14 protein-coding genes are annotated in these 18534 nt (G+C 60.6%); 4 read left to right on the forward strand and 10 right to left on the reverse strand.

The window, feature by feature from the left end:
• The first annotated feature begins 82 nt into the window (after positions 1-82).
• Complete coding sequence (locus DWU98_RS01025) at positions 83-2392, forward strand: TonB-dependent receptor (RefSeq protein ID WP_115493619.1); 2310 nt, start codon at positions 83-85, stop codon at positions 2390-2392.
• Positions 2393-2433: 41 nt separating this feature from the next.
• Here the strand turns inward: DWU98_RS01025 and DWU98_RS01030 are convergent, their stop codons facing one another.
• From DWU98_RS01030 to DWU98_RS01040, 3 genes are all read right to left on the reverse strand, one after another.
• The gene (locus DWU98_RS01030; protein WP_115493620.1) at positions 2434-5034 is read right to left on the reverse strand and encodes an MMPL family transporter; all 2601 of its coding nucleotides are present in this window, start codon (positions 5032-5034) and stop codon (positions 2434-2436) included.
• A 228-nt stretch (positions 5035-5262) separates the two neighbouring features.
• Positions 5263-7077 carry a 1-deoxy-D-xylulose-5-phosphate synthase gene (dxs, locus tag DWU98_RS01035; RefSeq protein WP_115493621.1) on the reverse strand — a complete coding sequence of 605 codons (1815 nt, stop codon included), beginning with the start codon at positions 7075-7077 and terminating at the stop codon, positions 5263-5265.
• A 180-nt stretch (positions 7078-7257) separates the two neighbouring features.
• Positions 7258-7857, reverse strand: a complete 600-nt coding sequence (locus tag DWU98_RS01040) for an HNH endonuclease (protein ID WP_115494124.1) — start codon at positions 7855-7857, stop codon at positions 7258-7260.
• Positions 7858-8115: 258 nt separating this feature from the next.
• Between DWU98_RS01040 and DWU98_RS01045 the strand changes: the two genes are divergently transcribed.
• Positions 8116-8877, forward strand: a complete 762-nt coding sequence (locus DWU98_RS01045; RefSeq protein WP_115493622.1) for a SapC family protein — start codon at positions 8116-8118, stop codon at positions 8875-8877.
• Between the two features lie 190 nt (positions 8878-9067).
• Here DWU98_RS01045 and DWU98_RS01050 read toward each other — a convergent pair whose 3' ends face one another.
• From DWU98_RS01050 to DWU98_RS01075, 6 genes are all read right to left on the reverse strand, one after another.
• Positions 9068-9508, reverse strand: coding sequence for a c-type cytochrome (locus DWU98_RS01050; RefSeq protein ID WP_115493623.1), 441 nt, complete (start codon positions 9506-9508; stop codon positions 9068-9070).
• Entirely contained in the window at positions 9505-11112 is a 1608-nt protein-coding gene (locus DWU98_RS01055; protein WP_115494125.1) for a flavin monoamine oxidase family protein, read from the reverse strand. The genes DWU98_RS01050 and DWU98_RS01055 overlap by 4 nt, the downstream gene beginning before the upstream one ends.
• A 94-nt stretch (positions 11113-11206) precedes the next feature.
• Positions 11207-11680: a GNAT family N-acetyltransferase gene (locus DWU98_RS01060; RefSeq protein WP_115493624.1), complete on the reverse strand. Its 474-nt coding sequence runs from the start codon at positions 11678-11680 to the stop codon at positions 11207-11209.
• Positions 11681-11880: 200 nt separating this feature from the next.
• The gene (locus DWU98_RS01065) at positions 11881-13842 is read right to left on the reverse strand and encodes a CocE/NonD family hydrolase (protein ID WP_230474609.1); all 1962 of its coding nucleotides are present in this window, start codon (positions 13840-13842) and stop codon (positions 11881-11883) included.
• Between the two features lie 253 nt (positions 13843-14095).
• Positions 14096-15871 carry an acyl-CoA dehydrogenase C-terminal domain-containing protein gene (locus DWU98_RS01070; protein WP_115493625.1) on the reverse strand — a complete coding sequence of 592 codons (1776 nt, stop codon included), beginning with the start codon at positions 15869-15871 and terminating at the stop codon, positions 14096-14098.
• A 25-nt stretch (positions 15872-15896) separates the two neighbouring features.
• Positions 15897-16394, reverse strand: coding sequence for a hypothetical protein (locus tag DWU98_RS01075; protein ID WP_115493626.1), 498 nt, complete (start codon positions 16392-16394; stop codon positions 15897-15899).
• A 354-nt stretch (positions 16395-16748) separates the two neighbouring features.
• Between DWU98_RS01075 and DWU98_RS01080 the strand changes: the two genes are divergently transcribed.
• Positions 16749-17228 carry an SET domain-containing protein gene (locus tag DWU98_RS01080; RefSeq protein WP_115493627.1) on the forward strand — a complete coding sequence of 160 codons (480 nt, stop codon included), beginning with the start codon at positions 16749-16751 and terminating at the stop codon, positions 17226-17228.
• Between the two features lie 85 nt (positions 17229-17313).
• A complete protein-coding gene (locus tag DWU98_RS01085) occupies positions 17314-17862 on the forward strand; it encodes a type 1 glutamine amidotransferase domain-containing protein (RefSeq protein ID WP_115493628.1) in 549 nt (182 codons plus the stop codon).
• A gap of 70 nt (positions 17863-17932) precedes the next feature.
• Here the strand turns inward: DWU98_RS01085 and DWU98_RS01090 are convergent, their stop codons facing one another.
• Positions 17933-18430 (reverse strand): GreA/GreB family elongation factor, encoded by a 498-nt coding sequence (locus DWU98_RS01090; RefSeq protein ID WP_115493629.1) that lies wholly within the window; start codon positions 18428-18430, stop codon positions 17933-17935.
• Between the last annotated feature and the right edge of the window lie 104 nt (positions 18431-18534).

Here is an 18534-nt window from a genome sequence, read left to right on the forward strand (position 1 = left end):
CATTTTTTAGCGACTCGAAACGGGCCCGGATTACGACCGTGCATCCGGGTGCGAACGAATAACGTCGCCCGGACACACCGCTATGAATATGCATCGTGTTGTCGCTCATCCTGGGTTCGTACAGCATCGTCTGTCGCAGGTGATCGGGTTATTGCTGATGTCCATGCTCGCGTCGCCATCCGCGGCGCAAACCAATGCATCGCCATCGTCCAACCCAGGCACACCGTCATCGTCGAACCGTAAACAAGCGGTGACATTGAACGAAGTGATGGTTACCGCAAACCGTCGTCGCGAACCCGAGCGTGAAGTGCCCATGCACGTGGCCACCATACAGGCTGCATCGCTGCAGCAATTGGGGGCCAAGAATCTCAGCGATTACGTGTCGTACGAGCCCGGTGTGTTCTTTGCCAGCGCAGGCGGCACAGGGCAAGGCGAATTGGTGATGCGCGGTGTTTCCACCGGCAACCAAACCAGTCCAACGGTGTCGTTGTACATCGATGATGTGCCAGTGGGTGGAAGCACTGTCTACGCCGCCGCGGCGACGTTCTTGTTTGATCCTGCGTTGCTCGATCTCGATCACATCGAGTTCTTGTATGGACCCCAAGGCACGCTCTACGGTGCAGGCTCGATGGGCGGCCTGGTGAAGTACATCACTGTCCAGCCGGATTTGAGTGGCTTTTCCGGCAGCGTCGGTGGCGATATCTCGGGCACGCAGCGAGGAGGCATGAGCTACACCGAACGTGCCACGCTCAACATTCCGCTGATAAAGGACAAAGCCGCGCTGCGCGTATCTGCCGTCGATCAGCACATCACCGGTGTGTACCAGGCGGTAGGCGAAACGCCGGCGGGCGGCGCCGATCGTACCCACACCAAGGGCGCGCGCGTGCAATTGGAGGTCGATCCGGTCGATAAATTGACGCTCGGTCTTACGGCCATGGCGCAAAAGATCATGGCCGATGGTTTGTCGATGGGTGATTTCAATCTGCAAGGGCAACCTATTTCTGGCGGCCCTTACAACCGCAGCCTCAATCACCGCGAACCGTTTACGCAGACGCTGGAGTTGTACTCCTTTCATGCAGGTTACGATTTCAATTGGGCGACGTTGGATTGGATCAGTTCCTATCAGAACTTCGTCAATCACAGCGTGCAGGATTATCCCGATTCCTTCCTGGATCTGCTCAATGGGATCGGGCCGCTGTTCGGTCTGGATCAGCCGCTCAGTTCGCTGTATGTCGATTCGCAGTACACCGTGCACAAGACCTCGCAGGAAATCCGCTTTACGTCGCGCAAGAACGAAACGCTCGACGGCTTGTTCGGCATTTGGCTCAATCGCGAAAATGTGTGGGAGCAATACGTGCTGGAGGGCGATAACGTTCCACCACCGGGCGTGACCCCATTGATCCTGCAGAGCGTGAATGCGGGTTTCAAGGAATACGCCGGTTATGGCGATCTCACCTGGCACATCAATCCGACACTCGATCTCACGGTCGGTGCGCGTGCGAGTGGCAACTCGCAGCATCTTTCCAATTTTGAGGAAGGTCCGTTCGCGGGTAGTCCGGGTGGTTTTCAAGAACGCGTGAACAGCCAGGACGTCACCAAGATGATCACCTTGACGTGGCGGCCCACGGACAAGGGCAGCTATTACATGCGTGCGTCCACCGGTTATCGCCCCGGTGGTCTGCAAGCACCGATACAGAGCACGCTGCTAGGACCGAACCCCAATGCAACCGACACGTTCGCCTCGGACAATCTGGATAGCTACGAGCTGGGCTACAAGGGCAGTTATCTTGAGCATCATGTGAACGTGGGTATCGATGGCTACGACATCGAATGGCATCACATGCAGCTTTATACCTATACGCTGGGTAACACGATCATCCAGAACGCGGGCGATGCGCGCATCAAGGGTCTGGAGATGCAAGGCGATTACAAAAACGGTGCATGGGAGTTTGGCGCATCCAGTGCCTACACGGATGCATTCACCAACAATGGTGCGCCTCAGCTGGGCATTCAGCCGGATGCGCCGTTACCGTATTCGGCGCGTTGGGCTGGCACAGTCAATGGGAAATACCATTTCATGGTGGCCGGAACGGATGCCTATGTGGGTGCGGTCGTGCGTGCGTCGAGTCACCGCAACGCGGGTTTTGATGGCGATGTAAGCGATCCGAATTTCAAGCTACCAGGTTTCATGTTCGTCGACTTCAACCTGGGCGTGAACCTGCGTGGCGGAACGAATGTGGATATCTACGTGCGCAATGCGTTCAATCGCCAGGTGCCAATCGGCACGCTCAATGATGAGGCGGTGGATTTTCTCGCAACAGTCGGTGGGCCGATGCTGGTGCAGATGTCAACACCGCGAACCGTCGGCGTCGCCTTCAACGTGCCATTTTGATCCGACGCTGGCGTTGCCGGTGCGGCAACGCCCAGCATCAATCAATGACCAGTTCCGCTGACTTGCGAAGGCGGGTTGATCGCATACAGCAACGCTGGCAGAAAGATGAAGGTTGCCAGCAACACCGCCACCAGACTTACCAGCAGCATGCGCCCCATGCTGGCCATGCCAAGATCATGCGACAACGCCAACGAGCCAAACGCGGTACCGGTGGTGAGCGCCGAGAACAGCACGGCACGTGCGGATGCAGAACTTACGAAGCGCCGCATGCCCGCACGCCAGTTCATCACGAAGTACACGTTGAAGGACACACCCACACCCAGCAGCAGCGGCAAGGAGATGATGTTGGCGTAATTGATCGCCATGCCCAGCGAGCGCGCAAGCAGGGCTGTAAGCAGCGCCGACATGCCCAACGTCAACAGCACGATGCCTGCATCTTTCAAGCGGCGGATCACCAGCATCAGCACGATCGCAATGGCGATGATCGCCAGTACCGCCGCCTGCTTGAAGGCCTGCATGATGGTATCGGCCGAGGCAATCGTGGTTACTGCCGGGCCGCCTGCGTCGGGTGCGACGCGTTGCACGGCTTCGACGAAGCGGCGCAGGCCGGAGGTGTCCTGCTCGTTGACGGTGGGCGAGACCTGGATGCGCACTTGCCCGTTCGGGCTGACCCAGTCGCGCTTGATCGACTCGGGCAAGGTTTGCAGCGTAACGGCCTTGGCGTTCAAGGCATCGCGCAGGCTATTCAATTGCGCGGGCAGGAAGCGGCTTACGGCTTCGTTCATGGCCATCAACCGATCGTCCGGTGCCTTGGCCAATCGTTGCAGGGCCGCTTCGATGCCGAACAACGGGGAGCCCGGGGTCATTTCCGGCTTCGCGTCGTTGATGGCGTCGAGCGTGTCGCTGATGGCCGAACGCAACGCTTGTGGCGTGACGGGTGACCCGGAAGGATCGACATCCAGCGACGGCAGCATCAACACCTGCGCTTGATTGAGCTGATCCAGCGACGCCTGCTGGTCGGGCGGCACGAACGTCGCCCCGGAAATTACGGAGGAAACTTCCGGCAACGTGGACAGCTTGTCCGACAGCGTGCGCGCCGCCTCCACGCTGGGCACCATGATGTTGATGTTGAACGGGTTGGTGACCGGGTTGTCCGCCAGACTGCGCAGCGTGCGCATCGGCTCGGAATGCGGATCCTGCGTATTGAGCGGGTTTGCGTCGAACGGCATGCGCGCGCCCGTGACCAGGCCGGCGATGCCGAGCAGTCCGAACACGATCAGCACCGGCTTGTAGTGATGATGCAGCCAGGAATCCATCTTTGGGCCGAACGGCAGCGACAGCTCCTTGCTCTGGCGCACGGGCTTGGCAAGGCTGAGCAGCGCGGGCAGCAAGGTGAGTGTGCACACCAGCGCAATGCCCATGCCTACGCCGGCGATGGTGCCCAGCTCGGCCACGCCCACGAAATTGGTCGGCGAGAAGGCGAGAAATCCGCACGCGGTGGCTGCGGCCGCCACGGCGATCTGGCTGCCTGATACGCGAGCGCCTTCGGCCAGCGCCAGGTCGATGTCATCAAGCAGCATGCGCTGCTCGCGCAGACGCACGGCAAATTGAATGCCGAAATCCACCGCAAGGCCGACGAACAACACCGCGAACGCCACCGAAATCACATTCAAGGTGCCCACGGCGAGCGCGGCAAAACCGGTGGTCAGTGCGAAGCCCACCAGCAACGTAAGCAGGATCGGAATGATGCGACGGAACGAATGCATCGCCAGGTACAACCATAGCGCCAGCAGGAACAAGCTGACCAGCGTGCTGGCGACGATGCCCTTGGTGAGTGCGCCGAACTGCACGTCGGCCAGTGCAACCGAGCCGGTGTAATCGACACGTGCGCGGCCGGCTTTCACATCCGGCAACGTATCGCGGATCTTTTCCAGCGCCTTCGTCGCGGCAAGACCCGGTTGCAGCGAGCCTTCCTCCAGTACGGGGTGAGTCAGGACAAAGCGCACGTTTTGCGGCTGCTGTGTGATGTCCGAACCCAGCAAGCCTTGCCACGACAGCGGCGTGGGGTGGCCATCGGCGGCGTTGTTCAATACCTGTGTCAGCTGATCCAGCGCAGGCTTATACGGAGAAAGATCGGCATGCTGAATGCGCACACCCGCTGCCATCAGCGACACACCGTTCAGCAGACCACGTGCCGACGGATCGGCCGCCAGCGGGCCGAGCAGCGGTTGTGCGTTCATCAGCGAATCGAGCATCTTGCTCAGGTCATCCGGGCCGAGCAGCAGCAAGCCTTCCGTGCGGAAAAACGGATCGGCGTCGGGCCGGCTTACGTCGATGAAATGCTTTTTGTCCGCTGCAAGCGCCTTGGCGAGCTGTGCGGCGGTTTCATCGGACTCCTCCGGCGTATCGCCGCGCACGACCACCGCAAGTACGTCATTGAACTGCGGGAATTCGCGGTCAAAAGCCGCCGCATGCTGACGCCACGGGAGCGTCTTGGCGAAAAGGTTATCGGTATTGGTGTCCACGCTCAGCCGCTGCGCGGCGAGCCAAATGCTGATTCCGGCCAGGACGAAGAAGCACAGCGCGACCAGCGCGGCATAGCGTCGGCAGAATTGGACAATGCGGACGATGAACTCAGTCACGGGCCCGATGGCTCCTCGAGCAATGTATGAAAAACGTTAAGGATAATGCATAACGCTCAGCTTTCCCTTAGGCGCGGGTAACTACCCTTGTGCGTAGGGATCCCGCTTGCCCGCAACACCTCCCTACGGGTTGCCTGAAAAGACGAGGGTGAGCGGATGGCCGCATCGTAAGTATCAGATTTTTCGCAAGAACTTTCCGTAAAACCCTGAGGCCGCTGAGCTTGCCCCTTAGCGCCCGATCGAGTCGGGTGCGGGCTCCTTCCCGCGAAAGGCATGCGTGACCTGGGGGAATCGTGCCTCGATAGCCTTGCGGATACCTGCCAGATCCAGGCCGGCCTCGCTCAATACTTCGTCACGGCTGCCGTGCTCCAGGTACACATCGGGCAGGCCCAGAAGCAGCATCGGTACGCTCATCCCGTGCGCCGCCAGGCATTCGGCCACGGCGGAGCCCGCACCACCGGCGATCGCGTTGTCCTCAAGGGTCACGAAAGCGTCGTGGCGGGTGGCCAGTTCCAGCAAGAGCGTCTCGTCCAGCGGTTTGACGAAGCGCATGTTGACCAGGGTTGCGTCGATTTCCTCGGCGATTTCCTCGGCCGTCGCGAGCATCGCGCCGAAGCTCAAGAGCGCCAGCCGATGCCCGCGTCGGCGCACTTCCGCTTGGCCGATGGGTAGCGCATCGAGCGTGCTGCGCACGGCCGCACCGGGGCCGCCGCCGCGCGGGTACCGGATCGCCGCCGGCCCGGGATGAAGGAAGCCGGTGGTGAGCATGCTGCGGCATTCGTCCTCGTCGGCGGGCGCCATGATCAGCATGTTCGGCAGGCAGCGCAGAAAGCTCAGATCGAAACTGCCGGCATGCGTGGCGCCGTCCGGGCCGACAATGCCGGCGCGATCGATGGCGAAGGTCACATCGAGGTTTTGCAGCGCGACGTCGTGAATGGCCTGGTCGTAGGCGCGCTGCAAAAAAGTGGAATAAATCGCGACCACCGGCTTGGCACCTTCGCAGGCCATGCCGGCAGCGAGCGTCACCGCGTGTGGTTCGGCGATGGCCACGTCGATGTAGCGATCGGGATATTCCTGGGAAAAACGCACCAATCCCGAGCCTTCGCGCATGGCTGGCGTGATGCCGAACAGGCGCTCGTCCGCCGCGGCCATATCGCATAGCCAGTCGCCGAACACATCGCTATAAGTTGGCTTGCCGGTGCCGGCTTTCTTCACCACGCCCGCGTTGGGGTCGAACGGGCTCACGGCGTGATATTCGATCTGTGCCCGTTCCGCTGGGGCGTATCCCTTGCCCTTGGTGGTGATCACGTGCAGCAGTTGCGGGCCGCGCGCGTCTTTGAGCGTGCGCAATACTTCCAGCAGCTTGGGCACGTCGTGGCCATCGATCGGGCCGCTGTAATCGAAACCCAGTTCCTCGAACATCGTGCTTGGCACCGCTACACCATCGCCGCGTTTTTCCAGCCGCTTGGCAAGACCGCCCACGTTTTCGCTGATCGACATGCCGTTGTCGTTGAGCACCACCAGCAGGTTCGCGCTCAAGTCGCCGGCGTGATCCAGTGCTTCGAAGGCCATGCCGGCGGTCATCGCGCCATCGCCGATCACGGCCACGAATTTGCGCGCATCGCCTTTACGCTGCGCGGCAATCGCCATGCCCAGCGCGGCGGAAATCGAGGTGGAGGAATGGCCCACACCGAAGGCGTCGTACTCGCTTTCCTCGCGACGCGGAAAGGGCGCCAGGCCACCTTTCTTTTTGATGGAGGTGATGCGGTCGCGACGTCCGGTGAGGATTTTGTGCGGATAGCACTGATGACCTACGTCCCAGATCAAGCGGTCATGTGGCGTATCCAAGACGTAGTGCAGCGCCACGGTCAGCTCCACCACGCCCAGGCCTGCACCAAAATGGCCGCCGGAGCTGGCGACGGCTTCGATCAGGTAGCCACGCAGTTCATCGGCGATCGCGGTGAGCCGGTCGGCCGGGAAGCGGCGCAGGTCGTCAGGAGTCTGGATGGCGGCGAGATGGGGATAGCGGGAGAGGTCGATCATCCGTCTATTGTGCCCCCTCTTGTCTTTTGGAGAGAGGGGCGCCAGAAGGTCGCACCGCCGTATTGCCGTCATGTATCGCGAATGCAGGCATCCATGTGCCCGGATGGAAAAGACCAAAAATGGATGCCCGCTTTCGCGGGCATGGTGGCTTTTCAGATAATCCCGGCCAAACCGCAGGTGTTACATCATCGCTTCACGTCGATGCCGCGGCAGATGACTGACCAGGAATTCCATCTGGTCGGCCAGGATATTGCGGTTGGAAAGAATCAGATGCTCCACCCAGCTCGGCCGGTATGGCACTGCGAGCAAGGGCATGTTCGCTTCCTGCGGCGTGCGGTTGCTCTTTTTCAGGTTGCAGGCGAGGCAGGCGCTCACCACGTTTTCCCATTCGTCCCGGCCGCGCTTGGACAGCGGCAACACGTGGTCGCGCGTCAGTTCGCTGCGGGCGAAACGCCCGCCGCAGTACATGCACAGATAGCGGTCGCGGCCAAACAACGCGGCATTGGTAAGCGCCGGTGCCGGATCAATGGCGTGGTCCCGGCAGTGTCCGCGGCTGGCGACGATGGGATGCAACTGGATGCGGCTCTGCGCGCCCAGGTGGCGGTTATGGCCGCCGTGCACGGTAAGACAGGGGTCACCGAGCGTCCAGGCCACAGCGTCCCGGACGTAGAGGCATACGGCGTCTTGCCAGCTGATCCAGTCGAGGATGCGGCCGGCGGCGTCCAGTGAGAGTACCCGGGTCGAATTGAGGTCCGCCCGATGTGGCACTTCCATAAGCATGCTGTTTCGTCCTTCACCTGTAGCGAAAGAGCGTCCCATCGATGCAATGGTGCTCGGTTTTTCCGCAGCATAGAACAAATTCATTGCAAAACGCATGCACAAGCCGGGGACCGGCGTCCCAAAAACCTATGGTCCAGGCCGATTCGCCCCGGCCACAAAGCGCTGATATAGTGCTTGTTCATCTGTAGACCCGACGCCGGGTTTGGGAGGGGGAGCCGCGCGTGGCGACCCCGGCACGGCGGGGCAGAGGTAAGTAAAGTGGCTGACGTACTTTTCTATGAGCGCCCGGTTCCGCTCAACCGCACCGTACATAAGGATCTGCGCATCAAGGGCCTGCAGAACCTCAAGTTCGCGCACAACGTGCATTCGGTGCCGGTGACGTGCGCGGAGTTCCCCGTTACCGCGCGCGACATCCCGATCCTGTTCGCCGGTCCCGACGCGGCCAGCGCCGGCCCGATGGCCCTGCTTGGTCTGCGTCAGAACGAAAATCTGTTCGTCGACGCCGAAGGCCTGTGGGCACAGGGTGTGTACATTCCGGCATTCGTGCGCCGCTATCCGTTCGTGCTGGCCGAGAAGCCGGTGGGCGCCGAAGGCGACGATTTCACCGTGTTCCTCGATGAAGCCTACGAAGGCTTCAACAGCGCCGAAGGCGAGCGCCTGTTCAAGGAAGACGGTACTGAAAGCGACATGCTGAAGAATGCCGTGAACTTCCTCGGCGAATTCCAGCAACACGTCGCCCGCACCCGCCAATTCATGGAAGACCTGCGCAAATACGACCTGCTGGAGCCGCGCAACATTCGCATGGAGCGCAACGGCAACGTCATCAATCTCAATGGCCTGTACGTGGTCAACGAGGAAAAGCTGCGCAAGCTCGACGCGGAAACCACGCACCGCTTCCTCACCGACGGCACGCTGGGCTGGATCTACGCCCACCTGCTTTCGCTGATGAACATCGATCGCGTCGGCCAGCGTCTGGCGCAGATCGAAGAGACGGAAGCCGCTCGCGCGACCAAGAACTGATCGTTCCAAGTTTGTTGCATAAAAAATCCCCTGCTGCTTGCAGCAGGGGATTTTTGTTTAGTCAAATGGCATGACGCCTCAGCGTCATTCCGGCGAAGGCCGGAAGCCATCGCGAATCGAAGCACGGATTCCGGCTTTCGCCGGAATGACGACAGGGCTCGATGAAGTCACGTAATGAAATCAGGTCGCTCTATCGCGTCTGCTGTGGATACATAGCCGCCACCTCGGTCGCCGTGATGGTGTTGCTGTAGTGATTGCCAAAATGCGAGCGCACGTAATTGATCACGTCGGCAATCTGCGCATCCGTCAAGCTGGCGTTCCGGAAAAAATTTCCCGGGCTCGGCGGCTTGGACTCAAATGACGGCATGTCATGCCGACCGAACAGAATCACCGCGGCCATATATTGCGGCGAAGCGAGTTTTGGATTGCCGGCAAGCGCCGGGTAGGTTCCTGCGCCGATGGCACCTTTGCCGTCGGGCATATGGCAGCCCTGGCAGATGTGGTGAAAAATCTCCTCGCCATTGGCGCTTTTGAGCGAGGTGTACGTGTAGAAAGACGGGGCGGAGGATTGCGCAGCGGCCAGACCTGCGCATGCAAAAAACAGCGCGGCGGCGAGGAGGAAGCGTTTCATGCGGCACCTCTGGCAAGCACGCGCTGGTGAAGACGAGCGATCACATCCAAGGCCGACGTTACCGCCCCTTCCTGCCACGCGGGCAGATATGAAGCATGTTCGCCAGCCAGCGCGATGCGGCCGTCGATCTGGCAAAGATTGTCGTAGTGTTTGGCGCGCAAGTCGTCCGACCATGCGGCGAAGCAGCCGAGTGTGAACGGTGCGCGATGCCACGCCACGGCGATACCGTTTTCGAATTCCTGTTTGTATTGTGGATGGATCTGGTTACCCATTTCCACGGCTTGCCGTACGCGTTCTTCCGGCGACATCGCGGTGAACTGATAGGCGTCCAGACCATAGGCGTAGGCACCCAGCAGTACACCTTTGCCCTTGCTGTTGAAGTCGCTACTCGGGTAGCTGATGGTGTTGATCGGCAAACTCGTGGCGGTAATGCCGCCGTAGATGTCTTCGTCTTCTTCCCAGAAGCGCCGCTTGAATTGCAGCCCGATTTTCACCGACGCCGCATACGGTACGGCGCTGATCGCATCGGTCATCGCAGCGCTGACGTTCATGGGAATCTGACTGAGAATGGAGAGCGGAATGGTGCAGATGCACCAGTCTGCGCGCGCCGTTTGTACGTGCCCAGGACGACGCGCGTCTTCGTAACTGACGGCGACGCCGTGATCGTCTTGATGGATGGCGGTGACTTTGGCGTTGTAGTGGATCACGCCTTGCAACTGTCGCCCGAAGGCTTCGCCGATGCGCCCCATGCCACCTACAGCCTGAAACAGCGTGGTCTGGAATTCGTAGTTTTCGCCATCGGCGAGCCCGGACCACAGCTTCGACGTGAGCAAGTCGTGCAATTGCAGCGGTTGCGAATCGATCGGTTTGGCCGAGAGGCCGCCGCCGGGTTCTTTGTCATAACCGCGACGATTGCTCGTGCGGCCACCGGCCACATAAGCGTAGTGATTGTCCAGCGCGCCCCAGCGCTGCAGCGATTCCAGCAGTTGTGCCTGATCGTCTTTGGTGAGTTGCGCATCGAGCTTGCTCTGCTGCGTCACCTTGGCTAGCAATTCGGCTACATAGCCGCGGTAATCGGCATTGACGGCGCGATAGCGCTGCGGCTTGCCGCCGAACGCGTCGCTGTTATGCAAATACGCGTTGTGATTGACCTGCACGAACGGCTCGAGCGGGACATTGAGTTTCTTGCAGTAATCGAGCAAGCCGCGGTGATGATAAGGAATACGCCACGGGCCGGGATTGATGTAAAGACCGCGATCGAACTGGCAGTGCTGCGTGTCGCCGCCCAGCTCGGTGTACGTGTCGCCGCCGCGTAGTGTCCAGTTCCTGCCGCCGGGACGTGCGTTGTATTCCAGCACCTGCACCTTGTAACCGGCCTGGCGCAGTTCGTAGGCTGCCACCATCCCGGCAAGACCGGCGCCGAGAATCAGCACGGACGCACCACGTGGCGTGCCTTGCAATACGGGCGTGCCCTTGTACGGCGAATCGGCGGCGACGCCCAGGCTGCTCATGGCCTGGTACATCATGGCGCCGCCCGCGCTGAGGCCGATCAGGCGCAGCAAATCGCGGCGCGTCATCGAAAGCTGCGACTGTTCCCCTTGCATGGCTTGCCCCATCATGTTCAAGCTGTCAGCACAACGCATTCGGCGCGCCGGGGACAGTGACAGAAGGCATACCCACCTCCCTTCGGAGGGTGCATCAGTGCACGGGCTTGGCCATCCGCAGCAGATCGAGGTTGTAGCCCGCCGCCTCGTACAGTGCCCGCGCCCGCTCGTTGCCGGGAAACACCGCCAGCGTCACGAGCTGGCATTGATGTTCGCGCGCCCACGCCTCGGCGTGCTCGATCAATGCCTTGCCCACGCCCTGGCCCTCGTGACGCGGCACGACGGCAAGATCGGAGATATGGCAGTTGTGGCGCCCGGTGAAGTAATCCTGCGTTTTCTGCAGGTGAATGAAGCCCACCCGCTCGCCCTCATCGTTCTCCGCCACGAAGACGTAGCTGTTGGAGGGCTGATCATCCAGATGACGGCTAAGGTCCTTGCGGATGCCTTCGATACATTCGTGTCGCTTGCGCCAGGTAGGCAAGGTGAAATCCACGAAGCGGGAAACCAGGCCGAGGATAAAGTCGTCGTCATCCTCGGCCAGACGAATCAGAAAAGTGCTGTCACTCATGCGCCATGCCGGTCGATAAAGAACGGGTAGGGCGGTTCTACACCCAACAGGGTTGTGGGTGGAAGACCCTTTGAGCGGTGAAGGCGATGGGGTGAAGTCAAGTTCGCCTTGAGTGCTGGTCGTGCGACAAGCTCACACGACCCCACCCCTACCCTCCCCTCCCCTCCCCTGCAAGCAGGGGAGGGGGCACATCCGGAAAATTACTGACCAATCACCGGCAACGCGATGTAGCTGGCCTGATCGGCCGAGTGGTAGATCCGTTGCGTGGCCTTCTGATAGTCGCCAGGCTTGGCGAAAAAGATGTTCGGCACGAAGGTCTGGGGGTTGCGGTCGTACAGGGGGAACCAGCTCGATTGCACCTGTACCATCACGCGGTGGCCGGGCAGGAACACGTGGTTCGCGGCCGGCAGATCGAAACGGAAGGTGAGCGGCTGGTTGTCGGCGAGCGGCTTGGGATTGTCGAAGCCTTCACGGTAACGGCCACGGAAAATGTCCATCGATACGGCCAGCTGATAGCCACCCATCTCCGGTTGCTCGGCCACCTGATCGGGATATACGTCGATCAGCTTCACCACCCAGTCACTATCCGTGCCGCTGGTGGACGCCACCAGATGCACCACCGGTGCGCCGGCGATGGTCAGCGGTTGCGTGAGCACATCCGACACATAGGTGACCACGTCGGTGCGACCGGACGCTTCGCGCTGATCGTCCACCAGCCACTGCGACCAGGTGAGGCCGTTGTCGTAGCCGATCGGCTGGATCGGGCGCGCACGGAACGGCACCGGATGCGCGGGATCGGAGATGTATTGGTCATACGCGTTGCCACCGTTGGGTGCCTGGAAACCGAGTTTGTTATCCGGCTCCAGGTACAGCGGACGACTCTTCACGTTGCACCCATCCTCGCAGGCGAGCGGCCAATGGCTCAGGCGCTGCCAGTGGTTAGTGCCCGTCTGAAAGGCGGTCACCGGCGCGATATCCGCTTTGGGCGCGCCATCCTTCAGGTATTGCGCCAGAAACGGACGCAGGATGTGTTCGCGAAAATACTTGGCCGTGTCGCTGCCGAATTGAATCGCGCCCAGTGAACTGCCTTCGTCGATTTCCTGGCCGTGGTGCCACGGGCCCATCACCAGCTTCACCATGTCCCCGCTCGTGTCTTTGGGCTTGATGGCGCGATAGACGGCGAGTGCGCCGTAGATGTCTTCCTGATCCCACAGGCTGTGCACCAGCATCGTCGGCACTTTCAGTGGCTGCGCGGCGAGCACTTTGTCGACGGCTTGCTCGCTCCAGAACGAGTCGTATGCCGGGTGTGCAGTCATTTTGTTCCAGAAACCAAGCTGCTCCATGCCGTACGCGCGACCGAGTTCGCCAGCGGAGACGTAATGCATGAACAGGTCGTATTCGTCGTGATAGTCGGTCCACCACTTGTAACTGTTGTCGCGACTGGCCGACTGCTCGTAGATGTAGGACATGTTTTGCTGACGGAACGCGCCATGATGGAACCAGTCATCGCCCATCCAGCCGTCCACCATCGGATTCATCGGCACGGCGACTTTCAGTGCCGGGTGCGGGTTTACCAGCGACATCAGCGGTTCGAAGCCGTCGTAGGAGATGCCGATGGTGCCGACCTTGCCGTTCGACTCAGGGATATTCTTCACCAGCCAGTCGATGGTGTCGTACGTGTCGGTGGCGTCATCCACCGGCGTGGGGTTGAGCGGGCCGTGCACCGGCCGGTTCATCACGTAATCGCCTTCGGAGCCGTATTTGCCGCGGATATCCTGGATCACGCGGATATAGCCGTCTTCCACGATCACGTCGGTGGCGTTGTCGTAACCCTCCAGCATCGGGCCGAGGTGGCCGCTCATCACGTGATGGGTGAGTTCCTTGGCGTCATAAGGCGTGCGTGTCAGCACGATGCCTGCATGATGCGCGCCCTTGGGAATCAGGATCACCGTGTGCAGTTTCACACCGTCGCGCATCGGGATATCCACGTCGCGCTCGACGTAGTCGAAGCTTTCCGTGACCGGCTTGAAATGAGCGGGTGTCTCGCTAGGGTAATTCGGGTATTGCGGTTTGGAAGTGTCGTCCATGGACAGTGCTGCGCCGCTCAGGCACAGCAGCAAGCCAAGCAATACGGGCTTGAGCCCGCCTACAGCGATCTTCATGGTGACTCCCCTTTGGATAAGCAGAGGTAGCCTAGCGTCAATCGAAGGAGCTTGGCATGTCGCAGTGCCGAATGCTTGCCTCGACGTCATTCCGGCGAAGGCCGGAATCCGTGCTTCGCACTCGCCATGGATTTCGGCCTTCGCCGGAATGACGTCAGGGAGGTATGAGCCACCGTGCAAGAGTGGATGCTTGGGGTAAAAAATAAAAACGCCCGGACTGGCCGGGCGTTTTATGGCTTCACTTATTGGAGGTTTAGGCTATCGCTGGAATGCTCTCGATCCCTGCCTCAATCGCCGCCCTATGCATATGCGTACGCGGCAGCAACCGCGCAAAGTAGAAGGCCGCCGTATCGCGCTTGGCTTGCTTGAACGCTGGTTGCTGCGCGCTTTGGTCAAGCGCCGCTAGCGCGCGCACCCAGAAATAGGCAAGCGTGATGTAACCGCTGTAGTACAGATAATCGTTGGCCGCGGCGCCGAGTTCTTCCGGATTGGACTGCACACGCTGGGCCAGCTTGAGGGTGAGTTCGCCCCATTCCTTGGCGAGCGCACCGAGTGTGCCGATGTAGGGCTTCAATGCTTCGTTCGCCGCATGCTGTTTGCAGAACGCACCGATCTCGGCGAGGAAATGCTGCAGGCCCACGCCTTTGAGCTGGAGAATCTTGCGGCCGAGCAAGTCGGCAGCCTGGATGCCGGTGGTGCCTTCGTACAGCGTGATGATGCGTGCGTCGCGCACGAATTGCTCCACGCCGTTTTCCACGATGAAGCCGTGACCGCCATACACCTGCAACGCTTCCTTGGTGCATTCCTGCGCCAGTTCGGTGACCATGCCCTTGGCAATCGGAATGAGGAAGGCGAGCAGTTCACCCGCTTGCTGGCGCTGTGTTTCATCGGCGCCGCGCGCTTCGATATCCGTTTGCAGTGCGGAATACAGCAACAACATGCGCGAGCCTTCCACGAAGGCGCGTTGAGTCAGCAGCATGCGGCGAACGTCCGGTTGCGCCATCAGATTGTCGGCGGGTTTGTCGGGGAATTTCGCGCCGGAAAGCGCACGTGATTGCAAGCGCTCGCGCGCATAGTTGGCGCTGTTCTGCCACGCGCGTTCGGCCAGCGCCAACCCCTGCACGCCAACCGAAAGACGCGCCGCATTCATCATGGTGAACATCGCAGCGAGGCCTTTGTGCGGCTGTCCGATCAAATAGCCTTCCGCGCCGTCGAAATTCATCACGCAGGTCGCCGAGCCGCGAATACCCATCTTGTGTTCGATCGCGCCCGCGTAGACGTTGTTGCGCTCACCCGGCGAGCCATCCGCTTTCAGCTTGAACTTTGGCACGATGAACATCGAAATACCGCGGCTGCCGGCCGGCGCATCGGGCAGGCGGGCAAGCACGAGGTGGATGATGTTTTCGGCCATATCATGCTCGCCGGCACTGATGAAGATCTTGGTGCCGGAGATCGTGTAGCTGCCGTTCGCGCCGGGTTCGGCGCGGGTTTTCAAAAGGCCCAGATCGGAGCCGGCCTGCGGCTCGGTGAGGCACATAGTGCCGGTCCATTGACCGGCGACGATCGGCTTGAGATACGCATGCTTCTGTTCATCCGTACCGTGCAATTCCAGCGCGTGGCAGGCGCCTTCGGATAACAGCGGATACAGGCTCCATGACAAATTGCCCGACTGAAACAGCTCGGTGGTGGCAATGCCCATCGCCGAAGGCAACGCCTGGCCGCCGAACGCTTCGGCTTGGGTGAGGCCCGGCCAGCCGCCATCGGCAAACTGCCTGAAGGCTTCTTTGAATCCTTTCGGCGTGGTGACGCTGCGCGTGGCCTTGTCGTAATGGCAGCCTTCCTCGTCGCCCGGCCCGTTGGTGGGCGCCAGTACCTGTTCGCTCAACCGGCCGGCCTCTTCCAGCACTGCATCGAGCAGGTCGCGTGTGTGAGCTTCGCCCCCTTGCAGTGCAGTGAGCAGGGCTTCGGCGCCGAGCACATCGAAGAGTGCAAAGCGCTGATCATCGAGCGGGGCCTTGTAGAGCGTCATGGCTGGATCCTTTGAGGCAGATGTATCAACGGAACGTGTTGGCAATGCCTGGAACGGGCGAGAGGAAAGAGCTGCTGTTGAATGGGAAGTCGCGCGGGTTCTTGTCGTCCGGGTGGTCTTCCAGATTGGGCATGCAATGCACGATGCCGCTGAGCGTGTAGGGCAGGGAGCCCGCACTGCCTTTGGCGGCAACCACTTGCAACGCCTGGTTCATGGCGGGCGTGGGAAGCACGTCCACGTGCAGCACGTCGCCGGCGAAGGAGGGGATGTCCAGGTCGAACGTGCTGTGCACGCGCACCGGAATGCCTTGCGCGATCTGCAACTGACCTTCCACCGATTGGTACTTCATGCCGGTGTAGCTGTTGTTCTGGATGCGCAGGGTGAGCTGCCATGCGCCATCAGGCTGCACATGCATCTGCTGAATCGTGATCGTGGGCGGGAACACGCTCTGCCGTTGAGGTCCGCAGGCCGCGAGCAGGGCGGCGAGCATCACAAGGGCCAATCCGTGGAGCAGTCGTTTCATGGAAAGCACCTCAAACGATTGTTTGAATATAACAGGGAACGGGACAGGTGAAACAGGGCTCCGCCATACGCGAAACGTTTGAAACAAAAAGAGTTATACAGAAAAGAGGTGGTGGGGCGCATCGCGTTCGTCGGCAGTTGCTCCCTCCCCTACGTGCAGTAGGGGAGGCTGGGGGGTGCAGTGTTCAATTTCGTGATGAAGTCTCATTACTCCGCAAGCTCGAACAACCCCACCCCCAACCCTCCCCTGCAAGCAGGGGAGGGAGGGAGCCGTCACACGCCCTTGCGGTTCCCAACGTCATACAGAGCAGGCATCATTGGTGGTTGCACTCCTTCTCTTATCACACGGTCATTCATGTCCTCTCGCATCGTTGCTCGTCGCTCCCCCATCCATGGCAATGGCGTATTTGCAGTCGCACCCATCAAGAAGGGTGAAGAAATCATCGAATACAAGGGCACGTTGATGACCCACACGGAAGCGGACGACATGTACGGCGACGGCGGCGAAACGGGCCACACCTTTCTGTTCACGCTCAACGACGACTACATCATCGACGCCAACCGCAAGGGTAATATCGCGCGCTGGATCAACCATAGCTGCGCGCCCAACTGCGCGGCCTTCGTGCTGGAAAACGACACCGGCAATCCGCGCAAGGACAGGGTGGTGATCGAAGCCAAGCGCAACATCAAGGCGGGCGAAGAACTTACTTACGACTACGGCATCGTGCTGGAAGTGCCACACACCGCGCGCCTGAAGAAAAAATGGCAGTGCCTGTGCGGTTCGCCCAAGTGCACCGGCACGCTGCTCAAGCCCAAGCGCGCCGCGAAGAGCTGATCACACGTCACTCACTGTGGTCATACGCAACCTCCATGGTTGCGTATGCAGACTCCGGGCACGAGTTTCAAACCGGAGTCCACACATGAACGCAAGCAAATCCCTGGCCGGCAAGAAGATTGCGCTACTTGCCACCGACGGTTTCGAATACGCCGAACTCACCGAGCCGAAAAAGATGCTCGAAGAAGCCGGTGCCGCCGTCGAAGTGATCGCGCCCGGCGATGCCAAGGAAATCAAGGGCTGGAAGATCAGCGATTGGAGCGGCACGGTCAAAGTGGACCGCTCGCTCGCACAGGCCAGGCCTGATGACTACGAAGCCTTGCTGCTGCCCGGCGGCGTCATCAATCCTGACAAGTTGCGCATGAAAGAAGACGCGGTGTCCTTCGTGCGTGCCTTCGGCGACGCCAACAAGCCGATCGCGGCGATCTGCCATGGCCCATGGACATTGATCAACGCGGGCCAGGTGAAAGGACGCACCATGACGTCCTGGCCGAGCGTGAAACAAGATCTGGAAAACGCCGGCGCGCACTGGGAAGACCGCGAAGTGGTGCGCGATGGCAACCTGATTACGAGCCGCAAGCCGGATGATATTCCGGCCTTTGGCAAAGCGTTTATCGCGTTGCTGGCGGCTTGAAGGGGGCCACGCATGGATTCGTCGCCCCGGCTTTCACCGGGACCACGATGGCGCGAAAGGGAAGGTGAGCTCACTCATAATCGATGCTCAACACCTCGATCGTCATATCGCCCGCCGGTCGCTGCCAGCGCACCTGATCCCCCACGCGCGCACCCAGCAACGCCTTCGCCAACGGCGATACGTAACTCACCAGCCCATGTTCGGCATCGGCCTCATCCTCGCCCACGATCCGCCAGCGACGTTCACCTTCATCGCTATCGACCGTAACCGTAGCGCCGAACGCCACGCGATCGTGCGGTTGCCTGGATAAATCCACTTCAATCGCGCTGGCCACACGCGCAGTGGCGTAGCGCAATTCGCGCTCTAGCGCCGCCAGTTCGTTGCGCTGGGCCAGCGTATCCTGCTGGTTCGCGTTCAAGGCGTCGCGCCGTGCGGTGACAGCGTTCAGGCGTTCGCGCAACAGCGTCAGACCATGCGGGGTGACGTAGTTGGGATGCGTGCTGATAGGCAGCTCCGGCAATGCATCTGGAGCATCGCCGTCATCGTCTTTTACGAAGGCTCGGCTCATGCGGCACTCCCTATTGTGGTTATGTGTGAAGTGGTGGTGGCGTTGCGTTGCGAAGGCGCGAACGTCAGGTCGGGCGCCTGCCACATCGCCCGACCGCTTGCTCC

The organism is Dyella monticola, assembly GCF_003363155.1.
Taxonomy (GTDB): domain Bacteria; phylum Pseudomonadota; class Gammaproteobacteria; order Xanthomonadales; family Rhodanobacteraceae; genus Dyella_B; species Dyella_B monticola.

Bases quoted from the DNA above. Each gene is read 5' to 3' on its own strand.
- DWU98_RS01090 (WP_115493629.1), bottom strand. From the start codon at position 18,430: ATGAGCCGAGCCTTCGTAAAAGACGATGACGGCGATGCTCCAGATGCA.
- DWU98_RS01055 (WP_115494125.1), bottom strand. From the start codon at position 11,112: ATGCAAGGGGAACAGTCGCAGCTTTCGATGACGCGCCGCGATTTGCTG.
- DWU98_RS01060 (WP_115493624.1), bottom strand. From the start codon at position 11,680: ATGAGTGACAGCACTTTTCTGATTCGTCTGGCCGAGGATGACGACGAC.
- DWU98_RS01065 (WP_230474609.1), bottom strand. From the start codon at position 13,842: ATGAAGATCGCTGTAGGCGGGCTCAAGCCCGTATTGCTTGGCTTGCTG.
- DWU98_RS01075 (WP_115493626.1), bottom strand. From the start codon at position 16,394: ATGAAACGACTGCTCCACGGATTGGCCCTTGTGATGCTCGCCGCCCTG.
- dxs (WP_115493621.1), bottom strand. From the start codon at position 7,077: ATGATCGACCTCTCCCGCTATCCCCATCTCGCCGCCATCCAGACTCCT.
- DWU98_RS01085 (WP_115493628.1), top strand. From the start codon at position 17,314: ATGAACGCAAGCAAATCCCTGGCCGGCAAGAAGATTGCGCTACTTGCC.
- DWU98_RS01080 (WP_115493627.1), top strand. From the start codon at position 16,749: ATGTCCTCTCGCATCGTTGCTCGTCGCTCCCCCATCCATGGCAATGGC.
- DWU98_RS01040 (WP_115494124.1), bottom strand. From the start codon at position 7,857: ATGCTTATGGAAGTGCCACATCGGGCGGACCTCAATTCGACCCGGGTA.
- DWU98_RS01050 (WP_115493623.1), bottom strand. From the start codon at position 9,508: ATGAAACGCTTCCTCCTCGCCGCCGCGCTGTTTTTTGCATGCGCAGGT.
- DWU98_RS01070 (WP_115493625.1), bottom strand. From the start codon at position 15,871: ATGACGCTCTACAAGGCCCCGCTCGATGATCAGCGCTTTGCACTCTTC.
- DWU98_RS01025 (WP_115493619.1), top strand. From the start codon at position 83: ATGAATATGCATCGTGTTGTCGCTCATCCTGGGTTCGTACAGCATCGT.